Annotated in this window: 15 protein-coding genes and 1 tRNA gene; 6 read left to right on the top strand and 10 right to left on the bottom strand. The window is 35.1% G+C overall.

Annotated elements, in window-relative coordinates:
* Positions 1–26 precede the first annotated feature (26 nt).
* The 5 genes from ACQY2P_RS05320 to ACQY2P_RS05300 form a co-directional block, all read right to left on the bottom strand.
* A complete protein-coding gene (locus ACQY2P_RS05320; RefSeq protein ID WP_428325650.1) occupies positions 27–1,298 on the bottom strand; it encodes a tyrosine-type recombinase/integrase in 1,272 nt (423 codons plus the stop codon).
* A 102-nt stretch (positions 1,299–1,400) separates the two neighbouring features.
* Positions 1,401–1,514: transfer RNA gene (locus ACQY2P_RS05315), tRNA-Met, on the bottom strand.
* 42 nt (positions 1,515–1,556) lie between these two features.
* Entirely contained in the window at positions 1,557–3,215 is a 1,659-nt protein-coding gene (locus ACQY2P_RS05310; protein ID WP_428325649.1) for a DNA topoisomerase I, read from the bottom strand.
* Between the two features lie 76 nt (positions 3,216–3,291).
* Entirely contained in the window at positions 3,292–4,122 is an 831-nt protein-coding gene (locus tag ACQY2P_RS05305) for an SDR family oxidoreductase (protein ID WP_428325648.1), read from the bottom strand.
* Positions 4,123–4,160: 38 nt separating this feature from the next.
* Positions 4,161–6,671: a DEAD/DEAH box helicase gene (locus tag ACQY2P_RS05300; protein ID WP_428325647.1), complete on the bottom strand. Its 2,511-nt coding sequence runs from the start codon at positions 6,669–6,671 to the stop codon at positions 4,161–4,163.
* 94 nt (positions 6,672–6,765) lie between these two features.
* Between ACQY2P_RS05300 and ACQY2P_RS05295 the strand changes: the two genes are divergently transcribed.
* Positions 6,766–7,542: a DNA-methyltransferase gene (locus tag ACQY2P_RS05295; protein WP_428325646.1), complete on the top strand. Its 777-nt coding sequence runs from the start codon at positions 6,766–6,768 to the stop codon at positions 7,540–7,542.
* Here the strand turns inward: ACQY2P_RS05295 and ACQY2P_RS05290 are convergent, their stop codons facing one another.
* The gene (locus tag ACQY2P_RS05290; RefSeq protein WP_428325645.1) at positions 7,543–7,890 is read right to left on the bottom strand and encodes a Sec-independent protein translocase subunit TatA/TatB; all 348 of its coding nucleotides are present in this window, start codon (positions 7,888–7,890) and stop codon (positions 7,543–7,545) included.
* A 124-nt stretch (positions 7,891–8,014) separates the two neighbouring features.
* Here ACQY2P_RS05290 and ACQY2P_RS05285 point away from each other — a divergent pair, with 124 nt between their 5' ends.
* The gene (locus tag ACQY2P_RS05285) at positions 8,015–8,329 is read left to right on the top strand and encodes a P-II family nitrogen regulator (RefSeq protein WP_428325644.1); all 315 of its coding nucleotides are present in this window, start codon (positions 8,015–8,017) and stop codon (positions 8,327–8,329) included.
* Here ACQY2P_RS05285 and ACQY2P_RS05280 read toward each other — a convergent pair.
* The 3 genes from ACQY2P_RS05280 to ACQY2P_RS05270 are packed head-to-tail and all read right to left on the bottom strand — an operon-like array spanning position 8,326 to position 10,943.
* A complete protein-coding gene (locus ACQY2P_RS05280; RefSeq protein ID WP_428325643.1) occupies positions 8,326–9,480 on the bottom strand; it encodes an MFS transporter in 1,155 nt (384 codons plus the stop codon). The two genes, ACQY2P_RS05285 and ACQY2P_RS05280, sit on opposite strands and share 4 nt — an antisense overlap.
* Positions 9,477–10,169: a class I SAM-dependent methyltransferase gene (locus tag ACQY2P_RS05275; protein ID WP_428325642.1), complete on the bottom strand. Its 693-nt coding sequence runs from the start codon at positions 10,167–10,169 to the stop codon at positions 9,477–9,479. The genes ACQY2P_RS05280 and ACQY2P_RS05275 overlap by 4 nt, the downstream gene beginning before the upstream one ends.
* A gap of 51 nt (positions 10,170–10,220) precedes the next feature.
* The gene (locus ACQY2P_RS05270) at positions 10,221–10,943 is read right to left on the bottom strand and encodes an archaeal proteasome endopeptidase complex subunit alpha (RefSeq protein WP_428325641.1); all 723 of its coding nucleotides are present in this window, start codon (positions 10,941–10,943) and stop codon (positions 10,221–10,223) included.
* Between the two features lie 111 nt (positions 10,944–11,054).
* On the opposite strand from ACQY2P_RS05270, the gene ACQY2P_RS05265 reads away from it, so the two are divergent.
* Both ACQY2P_RS05265 and ACQY2P_RS05260 read left to right on the top strand, forming a co-directional pair.
* Positions 11,055–11,438 (top strand): ArsR/SmtB family transcription factor, encoded by a 384-nt coding sequence (locus tag ACQY2P_RS05265; RefSeq protein ID WP_428325640.1) that lies wholly within the window; start codon positions 11,055–11,057, stop codon positions 11,436–11,438.
* Positions 11,439–11,512: 74 nt separating this feature from the next.
* Positions 11,513–12,787, top strand: a complete 1,275-nt coding sequence (locus ACQY2P_RS05260) for a Glu/Leu/Phe/Val family dehydrogenase (protein WP_428325639.1) — start codon at positions 11,513–11,515, stop codon at positions 12,785–12,787.
* Here the strand turns inward: ACQY2P_RS05260 and ACQY2P_RS05255 are convergent.
* Entirely contained in the window at positions 12,784–13,161 is a 378-nt protein-coding gene (locus tag ACQY2P_RS05255; protein WP_428325638.1) for a toprim domain-containing protein, read from the bottom strand. The two genes, ACQY2P_RS05260 and ACQY2P_RS05255, sit on opposite strands and share 4 nt — an antisense overlap.
* A gap of 48 nt (positions 13,162–13,209) precedes the next feature.
* Here ACQY2P_RS05255 and ACQY2P_RS05250 point away from each other — a divergent pair, with 48 nt between their 5' ends.
* Both ACQY2P_RS05250 and ACQY2P_RS05245 read left to right on the top strand, forming a co-directional pair.
* The gene (locus tag ACQY2P_RS05250) at positions 13,210–13,893 is read left to right on the top strand and encodes a type 1 glutamine amidotransferase (protein WP_428325637.1); all 684 of its coding nucleotides are present in this window, start codon (positions 13,210–13,212) and stop codon (positions 13,891–13,893) included.
* 42 nt (positions 13,894–13,935) lie between these two features.
* Complete coding sequence (locus tag ACQY2P_RS05245; protein ID WP_428325636.1) at positions 13,936–16,053, top strand: 3-hydroxypropionate--CoA ligase; 2,118 nt, start codon at positions 13,936–13,938, stop codon at positions 16,051–16,053.
* Positions 16,054–16,069 lie beyond the last annotated feature (16 nt).

Genomic DNA, 16,069 nt, shown 5'->3' with positions numbered 1-16,069 from the left:
TAAATAAAAATAATTTATAAATTATTTCAATTCGTAATACTATTTTCTGGTTTATTTTTTACAAATTCAATTTTATCAAAAATATTTTCAAAGTATTCTTTTAGATATTCATCAACAATTTGTTTCATGTCTTCATGTCCTTTTTGGTTCTTTTCAGATTCTATCTGTCGTTGTTCTAACATCTTAATTTTCTCTTCTAGTTGTTTTCTCTCTATGCTTTCTTGTTCTTCTTTTCTTATTGCAGTCTCAAGGCTAAGCGGTTTGCCGCATTTTGTACATGATGAACTATCAGACGGATTGCTCATTGCGCAAAAGTGACAATTTGTAGGCATTTCAGGCATCTTTTGGTCTTCTTTTTTGATTCCATAGTGCTTGAAAATGGCATCCTCTACATCTGAATTTACCATGTGAACGTATCTTGCAGGCATTTTAGAGTCTGATGACCATCCGTGTCTTTTTCTCATCTGAGCTTCTGTCATGAAATTTGCAGTAGATGTTGCCTCACTATGTCTGAACAAATTAAGATAAACCCGCTTTGAGAGATTTGCAATCTTGCATCTTCTCTGTAGAATTTGTCTTGCAGCAGCATACGTTATTGGACTGCCTTTCTTGTGATGGCTAAGATTTGGCCATAGTGGGTTTTCAGGTTCGTCTTTGTATGGATGAACTGCAATCCATGCAGCCAAGTTTGGAGTGGCCCTGACAATTCTGATTGTTCTGGCCCCTGTCTTTCCATCTACCTGAAGTACAGCACCATGTTTGTCAAAATTCACATGTTTTATCTTCAGATTTAGAATCTCCCCTGGTCTTGTTCCAGCTTCCATGTGGCAATCAATCAGTGCTCTGTCCCTTGCATTTTCACCGCATGCATGTAGTATCTTTATTCTGTCTTTCTCATCTAGCAAGTCTTCTCGTGCAATCTTGTCTCTAACTTTTTTTACCTTGACATTTTTTGTCTCTGGTGGATCCCCCACTTGAACAAATTCTCTAGAACCAAGCTTGTACCATCTAAAGAAAATCTTGAGAATCTTTTTGTGATCATAGGAATAATGTGTCTCCTGACCGTTCTCATCTGCAAATTGGTCCATCACTCGAAAAACTAATTCATCGATATCGTCTTTGGTTACGTCTTTCCAGTTTTTGTTTAACAGTCTTGAGAGTGTAAGTAATGTTCTGAGATGCTTTTGTCTTGTTGCAATGGCAATTGATTGAGATACCATCTCTCTGTCATATTTCTTGATTAATGATGTATTCTCAGATGATAGTTCTCGCTCGATCTGATTATTGACCTGTTTCATACGTGATTTGTAGTCGTGAATGTCAATTCTTTGCCTGGAAATGGACTTTGTATTCAATGACTTTACAATAGGTCGGTGCACGGCTTTAAACTAATTTGTGTGTGCCGGGGGCGAGTTTCGAACTCGCGACCTCCAGATTATGAGTATTGCCTTAGTTGGAGAACCGCTAGAGTTTACCAAGTAACTGGCACTCTAACCAGGCTGAGCTACCCCGGCATAGTATATGCCTGAAAATATGGGAAATTAAATGATTCTAAATTATTTTACATCCTTCCACTTGATATTCTCATTTTTTACCCAGAGGAATTTCTTTTGTAGTGCAGATGTGTATAGTTTCTCCCATTCTGCACCAACTTCATCTGTCCATGCCTTGAAAATACGTGGATCTATGTAATTTCTAAGTGAGGTTCCGATATTGTAATCTCTAGTTTTTTCTGATAAATCTACTTGCAACTTTAATTTTTCAATTCTTTCTTTGTGTTTTTGTTTTTGTTTCTTGATTTGCTCATTTAGTGTCTTGATTCTTTTTTCTTTGTTCTTTTTCTGAGTATCAGTTTTTGGTTCAGTAGATTCTACTTTTTTGAGGGTTTGCTGTGTTTTCTCCCATGCCTTTTCTTTTTCTCTTTTCTTGAGAGTATCCTTCTTTTTTTGTAATGATTGCTCAAACGTCTTTGGGATTGTTCGTTTGTGATTACACATTATTGCAGCTTCAAGATTTGCCAATTTTGCATGGTATAGTTTCTCATTATCTGATTTTCCTTTCATGTTATCATGATTTACCAGATAATTCTTGACTACTGTAGTTGCCTGGTATGTTCTGAACACTTTGGCAGTCACTCCCTTTACAATTCCTGAAAAATACTTGTTTACATCTCTCGATGTTATATTATGGAAAATTTCCTCGTTTGGTCTTTTCTTTTCAATTAATTTTTTGAGATTTTCTTGAAATTGTTTATCGTCTCCTGTTGCCTTGATTGTCTCTTGCCATCTGACACTATCTTTTCCTAAAAAGTCAAACTCTATTGTATCTGAAGTAATTTTGATATGTTCTTTTCTTAATGTTGTAGCACCTACTGTATCAGCTTCATCAGGATCTTTTTCATCACCTACTCTCATTGCAGTTCTATAAATCAAATAACATGCAGTTGCAACATTACTTTTTTTAGAATCTTTCATATCTTTGACCATTGCTTTTCTAATCTTTTCAATTTCTTTTTCAAGCTTGACAGCTTTTTCGTACTTTTCCTTATCTCTGCCCTGTTTTAGATCTGAACTGTCTGCCAGCCAAACATATTTTCTTTTTTGTGTAAGAAAATCCATCCAGCTTGCAAGCCACATTGAATCATTATCATGAATAATTTTACCCCAATCACCTTTCATTGTTTTTTTAGCTTCTTTGTCCATATTCAGAGTGACATCTTTAGAAGTTACACGAGGTTTCCATCTTCCTCTAAGTGGGTGTTCTCCTCTACCGATAAAAATTCCTGGAGGCTCTGCCATATAGTTTCCAACTTCGACTTCTTTTCCATCCATAATTGCAACTCCATATTTTGCTTTGAGTTCTTCACGAAGTTCTTTTCTTTTTGCAGCAATTGCCTTTTTCTCTTCTTTTGTCATCATCTCTTTGAGATCTTTTTCTTTGTCAACTAGTTTGTAAGCATCTGAAAAATCGATATCATCATATGAGATCTTTTTAAATTTAGAATCTAGAGTCTTTGCAAAATCTGCTGTAAAGTTTTTTTGAAAAACCTTGTCTTGTGCATATGGGGTGTCTTTCTTTTTTGCCCACTGGTAAACCATCTCTTCTTGGTCTAAATTGAGATTTACTTTTTCTCCCTTGATCTTTATCTTGATTCCTTGTGCCTCATATGCAGGAGGAAACAAGATTCCGTTGTGTCGTAGAGTTTTCCATTTCATTCTTTTTTCACCTAAAATTGCGGACTTTGACAAAAACTGGGTTCTATGTGTATATCAAGTTAACGTACAAGTTATGTCATCCTGGAAAGAGTTCTTTACTCATGTATTTCTCAAATTCTAGGTCTGTTTTCATCTTTTTTGCCTCCATGAACATGGCAGCATCTGTTCCAACAACATATCTTGGAAGCATCTCCTCATCATGAATTGCCTTGATGATTACTTCTGCTACTTGTGATGGAGCAGTTCCCATCTGGACCATCATCTTCAGTCCAGCTAAAATATGGTCCGTCAATTCTTTGTATTTTGGATCTGTCTTTGAATCTGGGATCTTCATTGATTCAAAAAAGTTTGTCTTGATTACTCCTGGTTCAATTAGTGTAGTCTTTATTCCAAACTGACCTAATTCATATCGCAAACATTCTCCTAATCCTTCTAATGCAAATTTTGAGCTGATGTATGCTGGAGATCCTGGCAATCCCATTCTTCCAGCAACAGAACTAATGTTAATTATATTTCCTGAATTTTGATTTCTCATAATTGGGGCAACTTCTTGAATAATTCTTACAATGCTAAAGAAATTAGTTTCAAACTGTTTTCTAAAATCCTCTACTAAAACATCTTCAGTACATCCAAACTGACCATATCCTGCATTATTCACTAAAACATCTAATCTTCCTTCTGAATCTATCACTTTTTTTATTGCTGACACTATTGATTCTTCTTTATCAACATCAAGCTCTATTACTTCAATTGGAAGGTTGTCTTTTTTTGCAGCATTTTCCAACTCTCCTGCTTTTGACAAATCTCTCATACTGGCAAATGTGTGGTATCCATCTTTTGCAAGTGCTAGTGCTGCTTCTAGTCCAATTCCTGATGAACTTCCAGTTACAAGAGCTACTTTTTCCATAATGTTTCTAATTTTTTGTTATATTTATCCCATTTTGATTATACTAGTGGTCTGTCCCCTTCTGTAGGATCTATTAGTTCTGTTTTCTCGCCATTGTTGATTCTCTCCAAAATCTCTAGTGCAGAGTATTTGTGCAAATATTCATTGTTGTTTCCACATCTGTATGAGAATGTGCATCTTGGACACCCAGCTTCATTTTTGCATGGGCATTCCTTTACAATGAACATGCTTCTCTCAAGTGCTTGCTCAAATCTGTCGTAGAGTGCCTTACTTGCTCCACTTCCACCAATTGCACCATCGTAGATGAAAATCAAGCCTGATGTGCCTAGTGATATGCCTCCCAAATCTTGAGATACCCCTCCTGTAATCATATTACTTCCCTCAATTACTACATGTTCTGTCGCATGATATCCACTAGCTTCAGTATATTCTTCATCCTCAGACTCTTCCATTACTTTGAGAGGTCTTGGTGCATGAAAGACAATTCCCTTTGTAACAAAATCATATTCTAGCGGTGTGTCAAGTAGAACCTTTTCTCCTTGAGTTACTTCTTGCCCAAGTTCGATGTTGACATATCCGTAAACTTTTTTCTCAATATGTAATTTACAAAATGCAACTTCAACTCCATTTGCTACCCTTCTCTCAAAAACTGTCTCAATTGTAGGCCATTCTTCGGTTAATGATTTTGTATAGTACGGATAATCTCTAGGAATTTTTTCAATTTTTGCATAATTTTTTTCTGGATAATCAAACTCTTTTACTTTGTAACGAATACCTGCAAGAAAATAGATTGCATCTTTGTGTAATTCCTCTAACGCAATTGGTAAGATTCTATCTCCAATTTTTTTTCCGTTTAAGAAAATATCAATTGATTTTCCAATTCCTCTGATGCTGTATTCATTGAGAAGAGAATTAATTTTATCAAAATTTGGAATTATTCTATTGTTGAATTCTTTTAGATTCTCTTTGATAATGTGGTGTTCTATTACTTCTTGATGCTCTTTGAGCTCATGTTTTGAAATTGGTCTATCACATGCCATTGCTAATACTTGAAATTCTTCAACAAATGGATTCTTGGGATCAATGTATGTTTTTTCAGTATCTTCAAAATAATCATCAGGATGATTTTTGTAATATTGTGAAATTGGATCGTTTCCCAAAGCCAAAAATGCATATCCTCTCTGACCCTTTCTTGCCGCTCTTCCAATTCTCTGGATTAGTCTATTCACTGGAATGGTTGATGAAATCACACAATCGACATTTCCCACATCTATGCCTAATTCAAGCGTGGGAGTACATGAGATTGCATCAAGCATATCCTCTTTGAACTGTTTTTCAACAAACGTACGATAATTTGCCATCAGTCCTGCTCTGTGAACTTTGATGTTTACTTTTTGCTTTTTTGCCTGGATTGCTAAAAGTTCAGAGTTTAGATGAGAGTTGTTAAAGACCATGGTCTTGTGATTTTTCTCAGTAAGTTTTTTTGTGAGTTCTACCATTAACGCCCTTTGTGTTCGAAGTGATGGGAACAACATTGCAAAGTCTGTCTGGCCTTTTTTTCCTGCACCATGGATTTTTTGCATCTTTTCTCCAAACAGTTTCTCGCAAAACTCTTTTGCATCTTCAAGTGTGGCTGATGCTGCAACAAATTGTAATTTATTTTCACAAATTCTTTTGAGCCTCTTTATGATGTAATGTACATTAGAACCAAAGATTCCAGAATACACATGAGCCTCATCTGTAACTAGAATTCTTGTTGATGATAATATAGATGAGAACTTTGTTTGGTGCCACATGTGGTAATGTAACACATCAAAGTTTGTAACGAGAATTTGAGGTGGGTTTTCAATGATGTCTCTTCTGTCTGTTAGTTTTGTGTCTCCATCAAATACATCTACTTTGACCCCAATTTTTTGCGCAAACTTTTTGATCTTTGGAAATTGATCTCTTGCTAGTGCTTTTGTAGGATAAACAAAAATTGCAAAAACATTACCTTCACTAGAATCTTTTTTTATTCTTTGAATTACTGGAATCAAGAATGCTTCTGTTTTCCCTGAGGCAGTTGGAGCTTCAATTACTACATTTTCTCCATATGCAATTTCTCCTATCGCATCTTCCTGAAATTTGTAAAACTGTTCAATTCCTAATTCCTTTAGATGATCTGTGATTGATTCATCTAATCCTAAATCTTCTACTTTGCAGCCCATTTTAGGCTCAGGATTACTCAAAACCTTGTATTGTGAGACATAATCTTTTTTTGAAAATAGGATTTCCTCAGTTATTTTATCTGGCTTGTTTTTACCAATCATACTTTTGATTTCACTCTCGGCACGAATAATTCCTTCATCTTTGAGACCTTCAGATAGTCCCTTTTCTGTGACTAGCCCCTTGTCATATCTTGAAAGAAACTCTAAAAATACCTCATCAACATTTTTTGAGAACTCTAAAAGATCCTCAATTCCGCAATTACTGCAAGACACATGCATTTTTTTATTGAAAGTCTTTTGAATCTCAATTCTGGACTTGCATTTTGGACATGATAGCTTCAAGATCTATTTGCTAAGAAATGATTAGTGATTTATTGTTACTTCATAGTATTTACCCATGACATTATTATGCTAGGAACTAGTCTTGAATTTCAAAATGAAAAAAATCGAGATTAACAAAATTTACAATCAAAACTGTATAGATGGGATGTGTTCTGTTCCTAAAAATAAAATTGACTTGGTTATCACCGATCCTCCATTTGCCATAAACTTTAAGGCAAAAAAGGCAAATTACAACAGAACCTCATCTCATGTAATTTCTGGGTATAATGAAATCAAACCTGAAGATTACTATGATTTTACATTCGCATGGATGAGTGAAGTCTTTCGAATCCTGAAAGATTCTGGAAGCATGTATGTATTTTCTGGATGGAATAATCTAAAAGATATTTTACGTGCACTAGATGATGTTGGATTTACTACAATTAATCATATCATCTGGAAGTATCAATTTGGTGTAGTTACAAAAAAGAAATTTGTCACATCTCACTATCATTGTCTTTATGTCTGTAAGGATGACAAAAAACGAAAGTTCTTTCCGTTTTCTAGGTTCAAAAAAGAAGATAAAACAAAAGATGGTCGCAGCCTTCACTACAAAGACAAAGAAGATGTGTGGGATATTAAAAGAGAATATTGGACTGGTGATGAAAAAACTCCAACCAAACTTCCTTCTGAATTGATTCAAAAACTTTTGGAATACTCTAGTGAAAAAAAAGACATTGTACTTGATCCTTTTCTTGGTTCAGGACAAGTTGCAGTTGTAAGTAAATCCCTTGGCCGACGATATCTTGGATTTGAAATTGTTCCTGATTATTACAAGTTTGCAAAAAAGAGACTTGACAAAGATCTGTATCGAATAAAAAAATCAAAATAATTACTGATTGTTTTCTGGATCGTCAATTTTCTTTTGACCAATTTTGTCTGAAATGATTTTTCGTAACTCATCATCTGTTTTTCCTTCAACTTTGACCCCTATTGATTTTGCAATTACTTCTAATTTCTGTCTCTCTGATTCCACTGGTCCTGAAATCTTTGGTGCTTCTTCTGTAACTTCTTTCATGCTTTCTTGGATGTCATTTTTTGCTTTGTTGTATTCGTTGACTGCTTTTCCAAGTTTTCTTGCAGCGCCTGGAAGCTTTCCTGTCCCTAAAATCAAAACTAGTGCAACAAAAATTATGATTATCCATTCACTACCTGCTACATTTAGTGAATAATCTATCATGATCTCACATGTCTTATTTTGAAATTAAACGTAATGTTTGAAATTATGCCTAGTAATTTCATACATGAATATCACGAATGAGAAGTAGTTATTGATTTAAATAAATTCAAGATAGTTTACCATTATGAAGAAAATTGAAACAATAGTTCCATCTGGAAAGAAAGATGAAGTTATTGCTGCTATCAAAAAAGTTGGTGTAGGTGGTGTAACTGTCCATCAAGTTCAAGGCCAAGGTGCCCAAGATCCTCCCCTAGTTGGAGAGTTCTTTAGCAGAGACATGATAATCTGTGTAGCTGATGATCCTAAAGTAGATGAAATCATCAATGCAATTGCAAGTGTAGCATGTACCGGAACCAAAGGTGACGGTAAGGTCTTTGTTACTGAAGTTGTTGATGCACTAGATATCTGCACTAAAAAACGCGGAACAATGGATATCTAATACAATACTCTTTGCGGCTCTAGTTTCTTTCTAGTAATGATTGCAAGTAGTGCTACTCCAATTCCTATTATACAAAATATCAGATATGGTGTATCATCTCCTAGAGATTGTGATATTGGACCTCCAAGTGTTGGTCCTATTGCCCAACCCATTCCAAAGACTGTTTCATATGCACCAATGATTTTTCCTGAGATTCCTTTTTTGGTCTTGCTTAGAATTATCTCCAATGTTAGCGGGAAGAAAATACTAAAACCAAATCCCATCAGAACTAATGCTATTCCAAAAGTGATGATTGAATCTGCAACAACTGATATTGCTAGTCCTGCTGATACTGCAAAAACTGCTGCAATCAAGGTCTGACTTGTTTTTCTTGCAAATTTTCCTGCCAATGCAAGTGACACAACCCGTGAAATTCCAAAAACAAAAAACAACAACAAAATATCTGTGTCTGTCATTCCGTTATCATTTAGAAACGCTGGGTAAATTGTCAGAATAATTCCAAATGAAGATGTACAAAATAACAACAAAATTATGACTTCAGGAAACCTCTTCATTTCTTTAATTGATGAAAATGAGAAATGCTCATGATGATTTCTTACACTCTTTCTTGAAACAAGAATTGAAGAAATCAATGCCGTAGCCAAAATGAATGCTGTAATCTGGAATAGGATTCTGTAAGTAGTATCAAGGCCTTCCAAAAACACCGTTCCTAATAGCGGTCCTACCATGAACCCAATCACAAAAAACATTGTAAACCATGAGATGTTTTTTACTCTGTTTTTCTCTGTACTCTCATTTGATATGATGGATTCACATGGTGGCCAGAAAAATGCATGTGCCACACCTGTCAAGATTCTGAATCCCATTATCTCTGGAACTGATTGTGCAATTGATAGGAGGTAGATTGATGCAGAGTTTATTGCAGTTCCCAAAGCCAAAAGATACCCGTTGTTAAATCTGTCAAGAAGAATTCCTACAAACAATGGGATGAACATGTATGGAATGAAATTAGTTAATCCGATTAACCCAAGCTCAGAATATGTTGCTCCTATGACATTTTTTGCAAATACTGGAAGTATTGGTCCGTGTAGTCCGTAAGAAATTCCAATAATTAGACCTGTGATATTAACTAGAATCAGAACTTTGTTCATTTGTATGCTGCAACCATAATTGCTCCACCCATAAGATCTTTCTCAAATTCAACTCTTGAGAATTTTTCCAACAACAAACTTTCTAGCTTTTTGTTTTGTGGCCATCTTTTGAAAGTTCCATAAAGTGTTCCAAACTTTAATCCAAGCTTTCCACCTGCAGAAAATGCAAGAATTGGCAAGATGCATCTGAGATAAAATGCAACGCCTGCTCTGATGAACGGACTATCTGGTTTTCCCAAATCTACAATCACAAATCTTCCTTCCTTTTTCAGAACTCTATGAATTTCAGATATTGCAATTCTCAAGTTTATTGCATCTCTTAGAGAATAACCACATAGTACTGCATCAAATTCTTCGTCTCTAAATGGAATATGTTCAAAAACTCCGTTTGCCATGTCTGGTGTTTTCTCAAAATGAGAGCCTGTGTTTTTTAACATTGGAACTAGAGGATCATAAAGTGTGACTGAAATTTTTCCATCAGTTAGTTTCAATGCTGTCTTTGACATGTTACCAAATCCTGAACCTGCATCAAGTATTTTGTTTCCTGGAACTACTCTTTGTGAAATTCCACGATTACGATGCTCTACATCTTTTCCTAATGATATGATTGAATTTACTTTGTCATAAACTGGAATAATTTCTCGAAGTACTTCGATTACTTCACCCCAATAATTACTTCCTAAACCCATTATCTATCGTCTCATACACTAAAATGAATACCTTTCAAATCTAGGATTCTATTATGGAACAAACTTTGATGCGTTTTGAGAATATTTTTGCAAGTCTGCCTCTGATACTTTTTCAAAGATTTTAGATTCAGTTGAAATCTTTGCCATCTTGATGTCATTGACTCCTTCTTTTTTCTCTGCTTTTAGATTAATTGCTGCGATTGCTAATGCTGCTGCATCTTCCAAACTCAAATCATCTTTGTAATTTTTCTCCAAGAATGCATTTACATCATCTGAACCTGCTCCAATTGCAATTGCTGCAAATTGAACATAAGTTCCGCTAGGATCAGTTACATAGATTGACTCTCCTTTTTGATCAACTCCTGCAATAATCATTGAAACGCCATTTGGACGAACTCCTCCGTATTGGGTAAATTGATGAGCCTGGTCTGCTAGATGTTTTGCAACAGTAGCAACTTCTACTGATTCATCATATGTCATTCTATTTCCCTGTGAGAAGAACCTTGCATTGTCAACTTGAACACGTGCATCTGGAATGTATCCTGCTGCTGCAACTCCAATATGGTAATCTACTTGGAAAATTTTCTGTGTAACATCTGTGCTTTGTAATGTACGAGGTTTTTCCTCAACTGCCATGATGACTCCTTCTTTACTAAGTACACCAATTGCTAAAGTTCCTCTTTTTACAGTCTCAATAGCATATTCCACTTGGTAAATTCTACCGTCTGGAGAATACATGGTAGGTGTCATATCGTAACCCTTTGATGCCATCATGTTATACCGAGTAATTACCGAGTCAATTTAAGGGTAATTGTCGAGCCTGAATATGGAAAAGATCTGGAAATAGGGTTTTAAGCAAAACGAGCATATTTTATTTTAAGAAATATGGCAAATCAATTACTAGAATTCAAAGAAATTCTTAGATCTAGAAAAGTTTCAGAACAAAGGAAACCCGATAAACAAACTAGAAAATTACTATTTTACTTGTTTACAAGTACTCGGGGTGGATTTACTAGACTCCGAATCATCATGAGTCTTCTTGACAGACCTTACAACACTCATCAACTCTCTCAAGAACTTGAACTTGATTACAAAGCCATACAGCATCACATGAAAGTACTAGAGAAAAACAATATGGTGTCAAAAATTGGTGAAAAATATGGTGCAATCTTCCATCTATCGAATTTTCTTGAAATGAATATTTCTGCTCTTGATGAGGCAATAGATAAGCTAGATAGAAAGATAAATCACAAGAAAGTCTATCTTTGATTCACATGTTATGAAACGCGATCAGAAATTTTTAACCAAACTTATATAATTGGAATATTCCTAGATCGATCGTCTTGGTAAAATCTGACCCATTTGCAAATGCAACAAAACAGGTTAACGATGCATGTGATATTCTTGGCATCAAAGATAAAGAATTACGAAATTATTTAGCAACTCCAAATAAAGTTTTGAGAGTAAAGATTCCAGTCAAAATGGACAATGGAAAAATTAGAGTTTTCATGGGTTTTAGAAGTCAACACAATAATGATAGAGGTCCTTACAAAGGCGGCATCCGATACTTCAATCCAGAAGGTGGAGTTGAATACATGGAACGGGAAGTCATGGCACTATCATCATGGATGACTTGGAAATGTGCAATTGTTGATGTTCCACTAGGTGGTGGTAAAGGTGCAATCTATGTTAATCCAAAAACTGAAAAACTCAGTGAAGGTGAACTTGAAAGACTAACTAGAGGATTTGCATACAAGATTTCTGAAATTATTGGTCCAGAAAAAGACATTCCAGCTCCTGATGTTTACACAACAGGAAAAGAGATGACTCAGATTATGGATACATTTAGCAAACTAAACGGAAACAAATACTCTCCAGGTGTTATTACTGGAAAACCAATCTCAATGGGTGGTTCTCTTGCAAGAAATGTTGCAACTGGTTTGGGAGCAGCATACACAGTTAGAGAAGCTGCAAAGGCTTTGAAAATTAATCTTAAAGGTGCAAAAGTTGTATTACAAGGATTTGGCAATGCATCAACATTTGCAGGTGAATATCTTGAGAAGATGGGTTCAAAAGTTATTGCAGTTAGTGACTCTAAAGGTTCCATCTCAATTCCAAAAGGTGCCAAAATCAGTAAAATCCTAGAACACAAACAAAAGAAAGGAAGTGTTGTTGGATTTCCTGGCAGCAAAAAAATTTCTACTGAAGAATTACTTACAACAAAATGTGATATTCTAGTTCCTGGTGCACTTGAAAATCAAATTACTGCTAAAATTGCTAAAAATCTAAAATGTAAAATTATTGCCGAAGCTGCAAACGGCCCAACATTGCCTGAAGCAGACCCAGTAATTCAGCAAAAGAAGATTTTAGTCATTCCTGACATCTTGGCAAACTCTGGTGGTGTATGTATCTCATACCTGGAGTGGGTGCAAAACAACATGGGTTACTATTGGACATTTGACGAGGTTGCAAACAAGATGGAGAAAAATATCACTAAAGGATTCAAAGATGCTTATGCATTATCCAAGAAACACAAAATCGATATGAGAAAGGCAACCATGGTTTTGGCTGTGGAAAGAGTACTTGAGGCCTTTAACACAAAAGGCATCTGGCCTTAGGCAAAATAAGATTCGTAACAAACTAGTTGTTCAATAAACATTATCTTTCCCTTTGTAATTTGTCGCAATTTTCTTTTGTATGAAAGATCTATCTTTGTTCTTCTTTGTAATAGTTGAATTGTTTTTCCTGTAAGGTATCTTCCTTTTTTGTCTCTATCAAATAGAAGAATAATTTTTTTGTATTTTGCAGCTGAGTCTGCAAAATTAATTATTCCGCCAAATTTGTGAAACTCTAAAATTTTTCCTTGATAACCTAATTTTCTTAATGCATTAAAATCCCTCTTCCCCTCAACTACTACAATTCCATCTTTTACAGAATTTAATTGAAAAACAAAATTTTGTAATTCTGAAATCTCTTGTTCTGTAACAAGCACATTTCTAAATTCATTTTAACATATTAAGCACTTTTGCATATAGAAAACATGTCTGATGTATTACTTGTTCAAAACACAAGAATTGAAGGCTCTGGATATCTTGGTGAACTTCTAAAAAATGATGGATTTAACATTACATCAGTTAATGCAAAACATGAAAAACTTCCAAACAAAGATTTTTCCCTTGTTGTAATTTTGGGTGCTCCTGAAAGTGCAAATGATGATTTACCTTATCTTAAAGAAGAACAACAACTAATCAAAAATTTTGTTGAGAAAAATACTCCTGTTTTGGGAATATGTTTGGGTTCTCAACTAATTGCAAAAACATTTGGTGGTGCTGTATACTCTGGACCAAAAAAAGAGATTGGATTCTATAATGACCTGAAAATCTCAAATGATTCTGGATTTTTTTCAGGATTCCAAAACCCCTTTACTGTATTTCATTGGCATGGTGATACCTTTGATTTACCTGAAGGTGCTATCAAACTAGCCTCATCTGAGCACTATCAAAACCAAGCATTTCGATACAAAAGTGCAGTTGGATTGCAATTCCATTTGGAAGTAAATGAAGAGATGGTAAATCTTTGGCTTGATAATACAGAAGAAAAACTACAAAAAATCCCTTACATCGATCCAAAAAAAATCCGTTCTGATATTGATGAAAATATTTCAATTGTAAAATCGAATATGAAGAATTTTTACAATAATTTCAAATCGGAATTTCAACTTTGACCAAAGTTTAATATACTGAGTTTTGATTTCATCGATCGAAAGATGGCTGCAGTTAAGAAAATTTTTGATGAAATTATTGAAACTGATCACAAAGTCATCACTGAAGAATCATCAAAATCTATTCTCAAGACTTATGGCGTTAAAGTACCACCTTATGCATTAGTAACTTCTGCTGAAGAAGCAGCAAAACAAGCAAAGAAGATTGGATTCCCACTTGTAATGAAAGTAGTATCTCCGCAAATCTTACACAAGACTGATGTTGGTGGAGTTAAAGTTGGATTAGACAATATCAATGATGTCAAAAAAACATTCACTGACATGTATGGAAGACTATCAAAAAAGAAAGGAGTCAATGTCAAAGGAATTCTTTTAGAAAAAATGGTTCCAAAAGGTGTTGAACTAATTGTAGGTATTCAAAACGATTCCCAGTTTGGTCCAATCATTATGGTTGGAATGGGTGGTATCATGACAGAAGTTATGAAAGATGTTGCATTCAGAATGCTACCAATTACAACTTCTGATGCAAAATCAATGTTAAACGAACTAAAGGGCTCAAAACTTCTCAAAGGTTTCAGAGGAAGTGAACCAATTGATACTAACATGGTTGCAAAAATGTTGGTAGATATCGGAAAACTAGGCGTAGAAAATGCAGATTACATTAACAGTATTGACTTTAACCCAGTAATCGTATATCCAAAATCTCACTTTGTTGTTGATGCAAAAATCATTCTAAACAAAGAAAAGAAAAAGAATTCTATCTCAAAGGAAAAACCAAACATTACAGACATGGAGACATTCTTTACTCCAAAATCTGTTGCATTAGTTGGCGCTTCTGCTAGTGCAGGAAAGATTGGTAACTCTATTTTAGATAGTTTGGTAAATTATGATTTCAAAGGTAAAGTTTACCCAATTAATCCAAAGGCAGATAAAATCTTTGGACAAAAATGCTATCCTTCAGTAGCTGATATTCCCGGAAAAGTTGATCTGGTTGTTGTTTCAGTTGATTTATCCATGACTCCTCCAGTATTGGAGGACTGTGCAAAGAAAGGAGTTCACAGCGTTGTAATTGTATCTGGTGGTGGAAAAGAACTCGGTGGTGAAAGAGCAGCATATGAAGCTGAAGTAGCAAGATTATCTAAAAAACATAAAATTAGAATTATTGGTCCTAATTGTATCGGAATGTTCAATGCAGCAAATCGTCTTGATTGTGCATTCCAAGGACAAGAAAGAATGCTTCGCTCACAACTAGGTCCTGTTGCATTCTTCTCACAAAGTGGTACAATGGGAATTAGCATGTTAGAAAGTGCTGATGTATTTGGTCTATCTAAGATGATCAGCTTTGGTAACCGTTCTGATGTTGATGAAGCAGATATGATTTGGTATGCTGCAAATGATCCTCAAACTAAAGTAATTGGATTATACGTTGAAGGATTTGGTGATGGTAGAAAATTCATCAATGTCGCAAAACGTGTAATGAAAGAAAAAAAGAAACCAATTGTTATCTGGAAGAGTGGAAGAACCGCAGCAGGTGCAAAACAAGCAGCATCTCACACAGGCTCACTTGGTGGCTCAAATGCAATCATTATGGGTGCATTCAAGCAAGCAGGAATTATTTCAGTTGACAGTTATCAGGAATTAGCCGGAGTTCTAAAGGCACTAGCATGGCAACCGGCTGCCAAGGGCAACAAAGTTGCAATGACAAGTAATGGTGCTGGTCCAATGATTGGTGGAATTGATCAATTAGAAAAGTTCGGTCTAACTATTGGAAAATTATCTCCACAAAACGTTAAAAAAATGAAAGCACATTTCCCTCCAGCAGTACCTATTCACAATGGTAATCCTGCTGATGTTGGTGGTGGTGCTACTGCAGAAGATTACAGATTTGTTATTCAACAATTTATGGATGAAAAAAACATCGATATTGCAATGCCTTGGTTTGTATTCCAAGATGATCCACTAGAAGAAACAATAGTTGATCATTTAGCTGCATTCCAAAAGAAAAGAAAGAAGCCACTTTTGTGTGGAGGTAACGGTGGTCCATATACTGAAAAAATGATAAAATTAATTGAGAAACACAATGTTCCAGTATACCAAGACCTCAGAACTTGGGTTGCAGCAGCATCTGCACTCCATCAATGGGGAAAAATTTCTAAAAAATAGATAACATTTAAGTCTC

The organism is Candidatus Nitrosopumilus sp. (assembly GCF_965262695.1).
GTDB lineage: Archaea > Thermoproteota > Nitrososphaeria > Nitrososphaerales > Nitrosopumilaceae > Nitrosopumilus.
The sequence above is the reverse complement of the archived record's forward strand: the minus strand, read 5'-3'. Positions and strand labels throughout refer to the sequence as shown.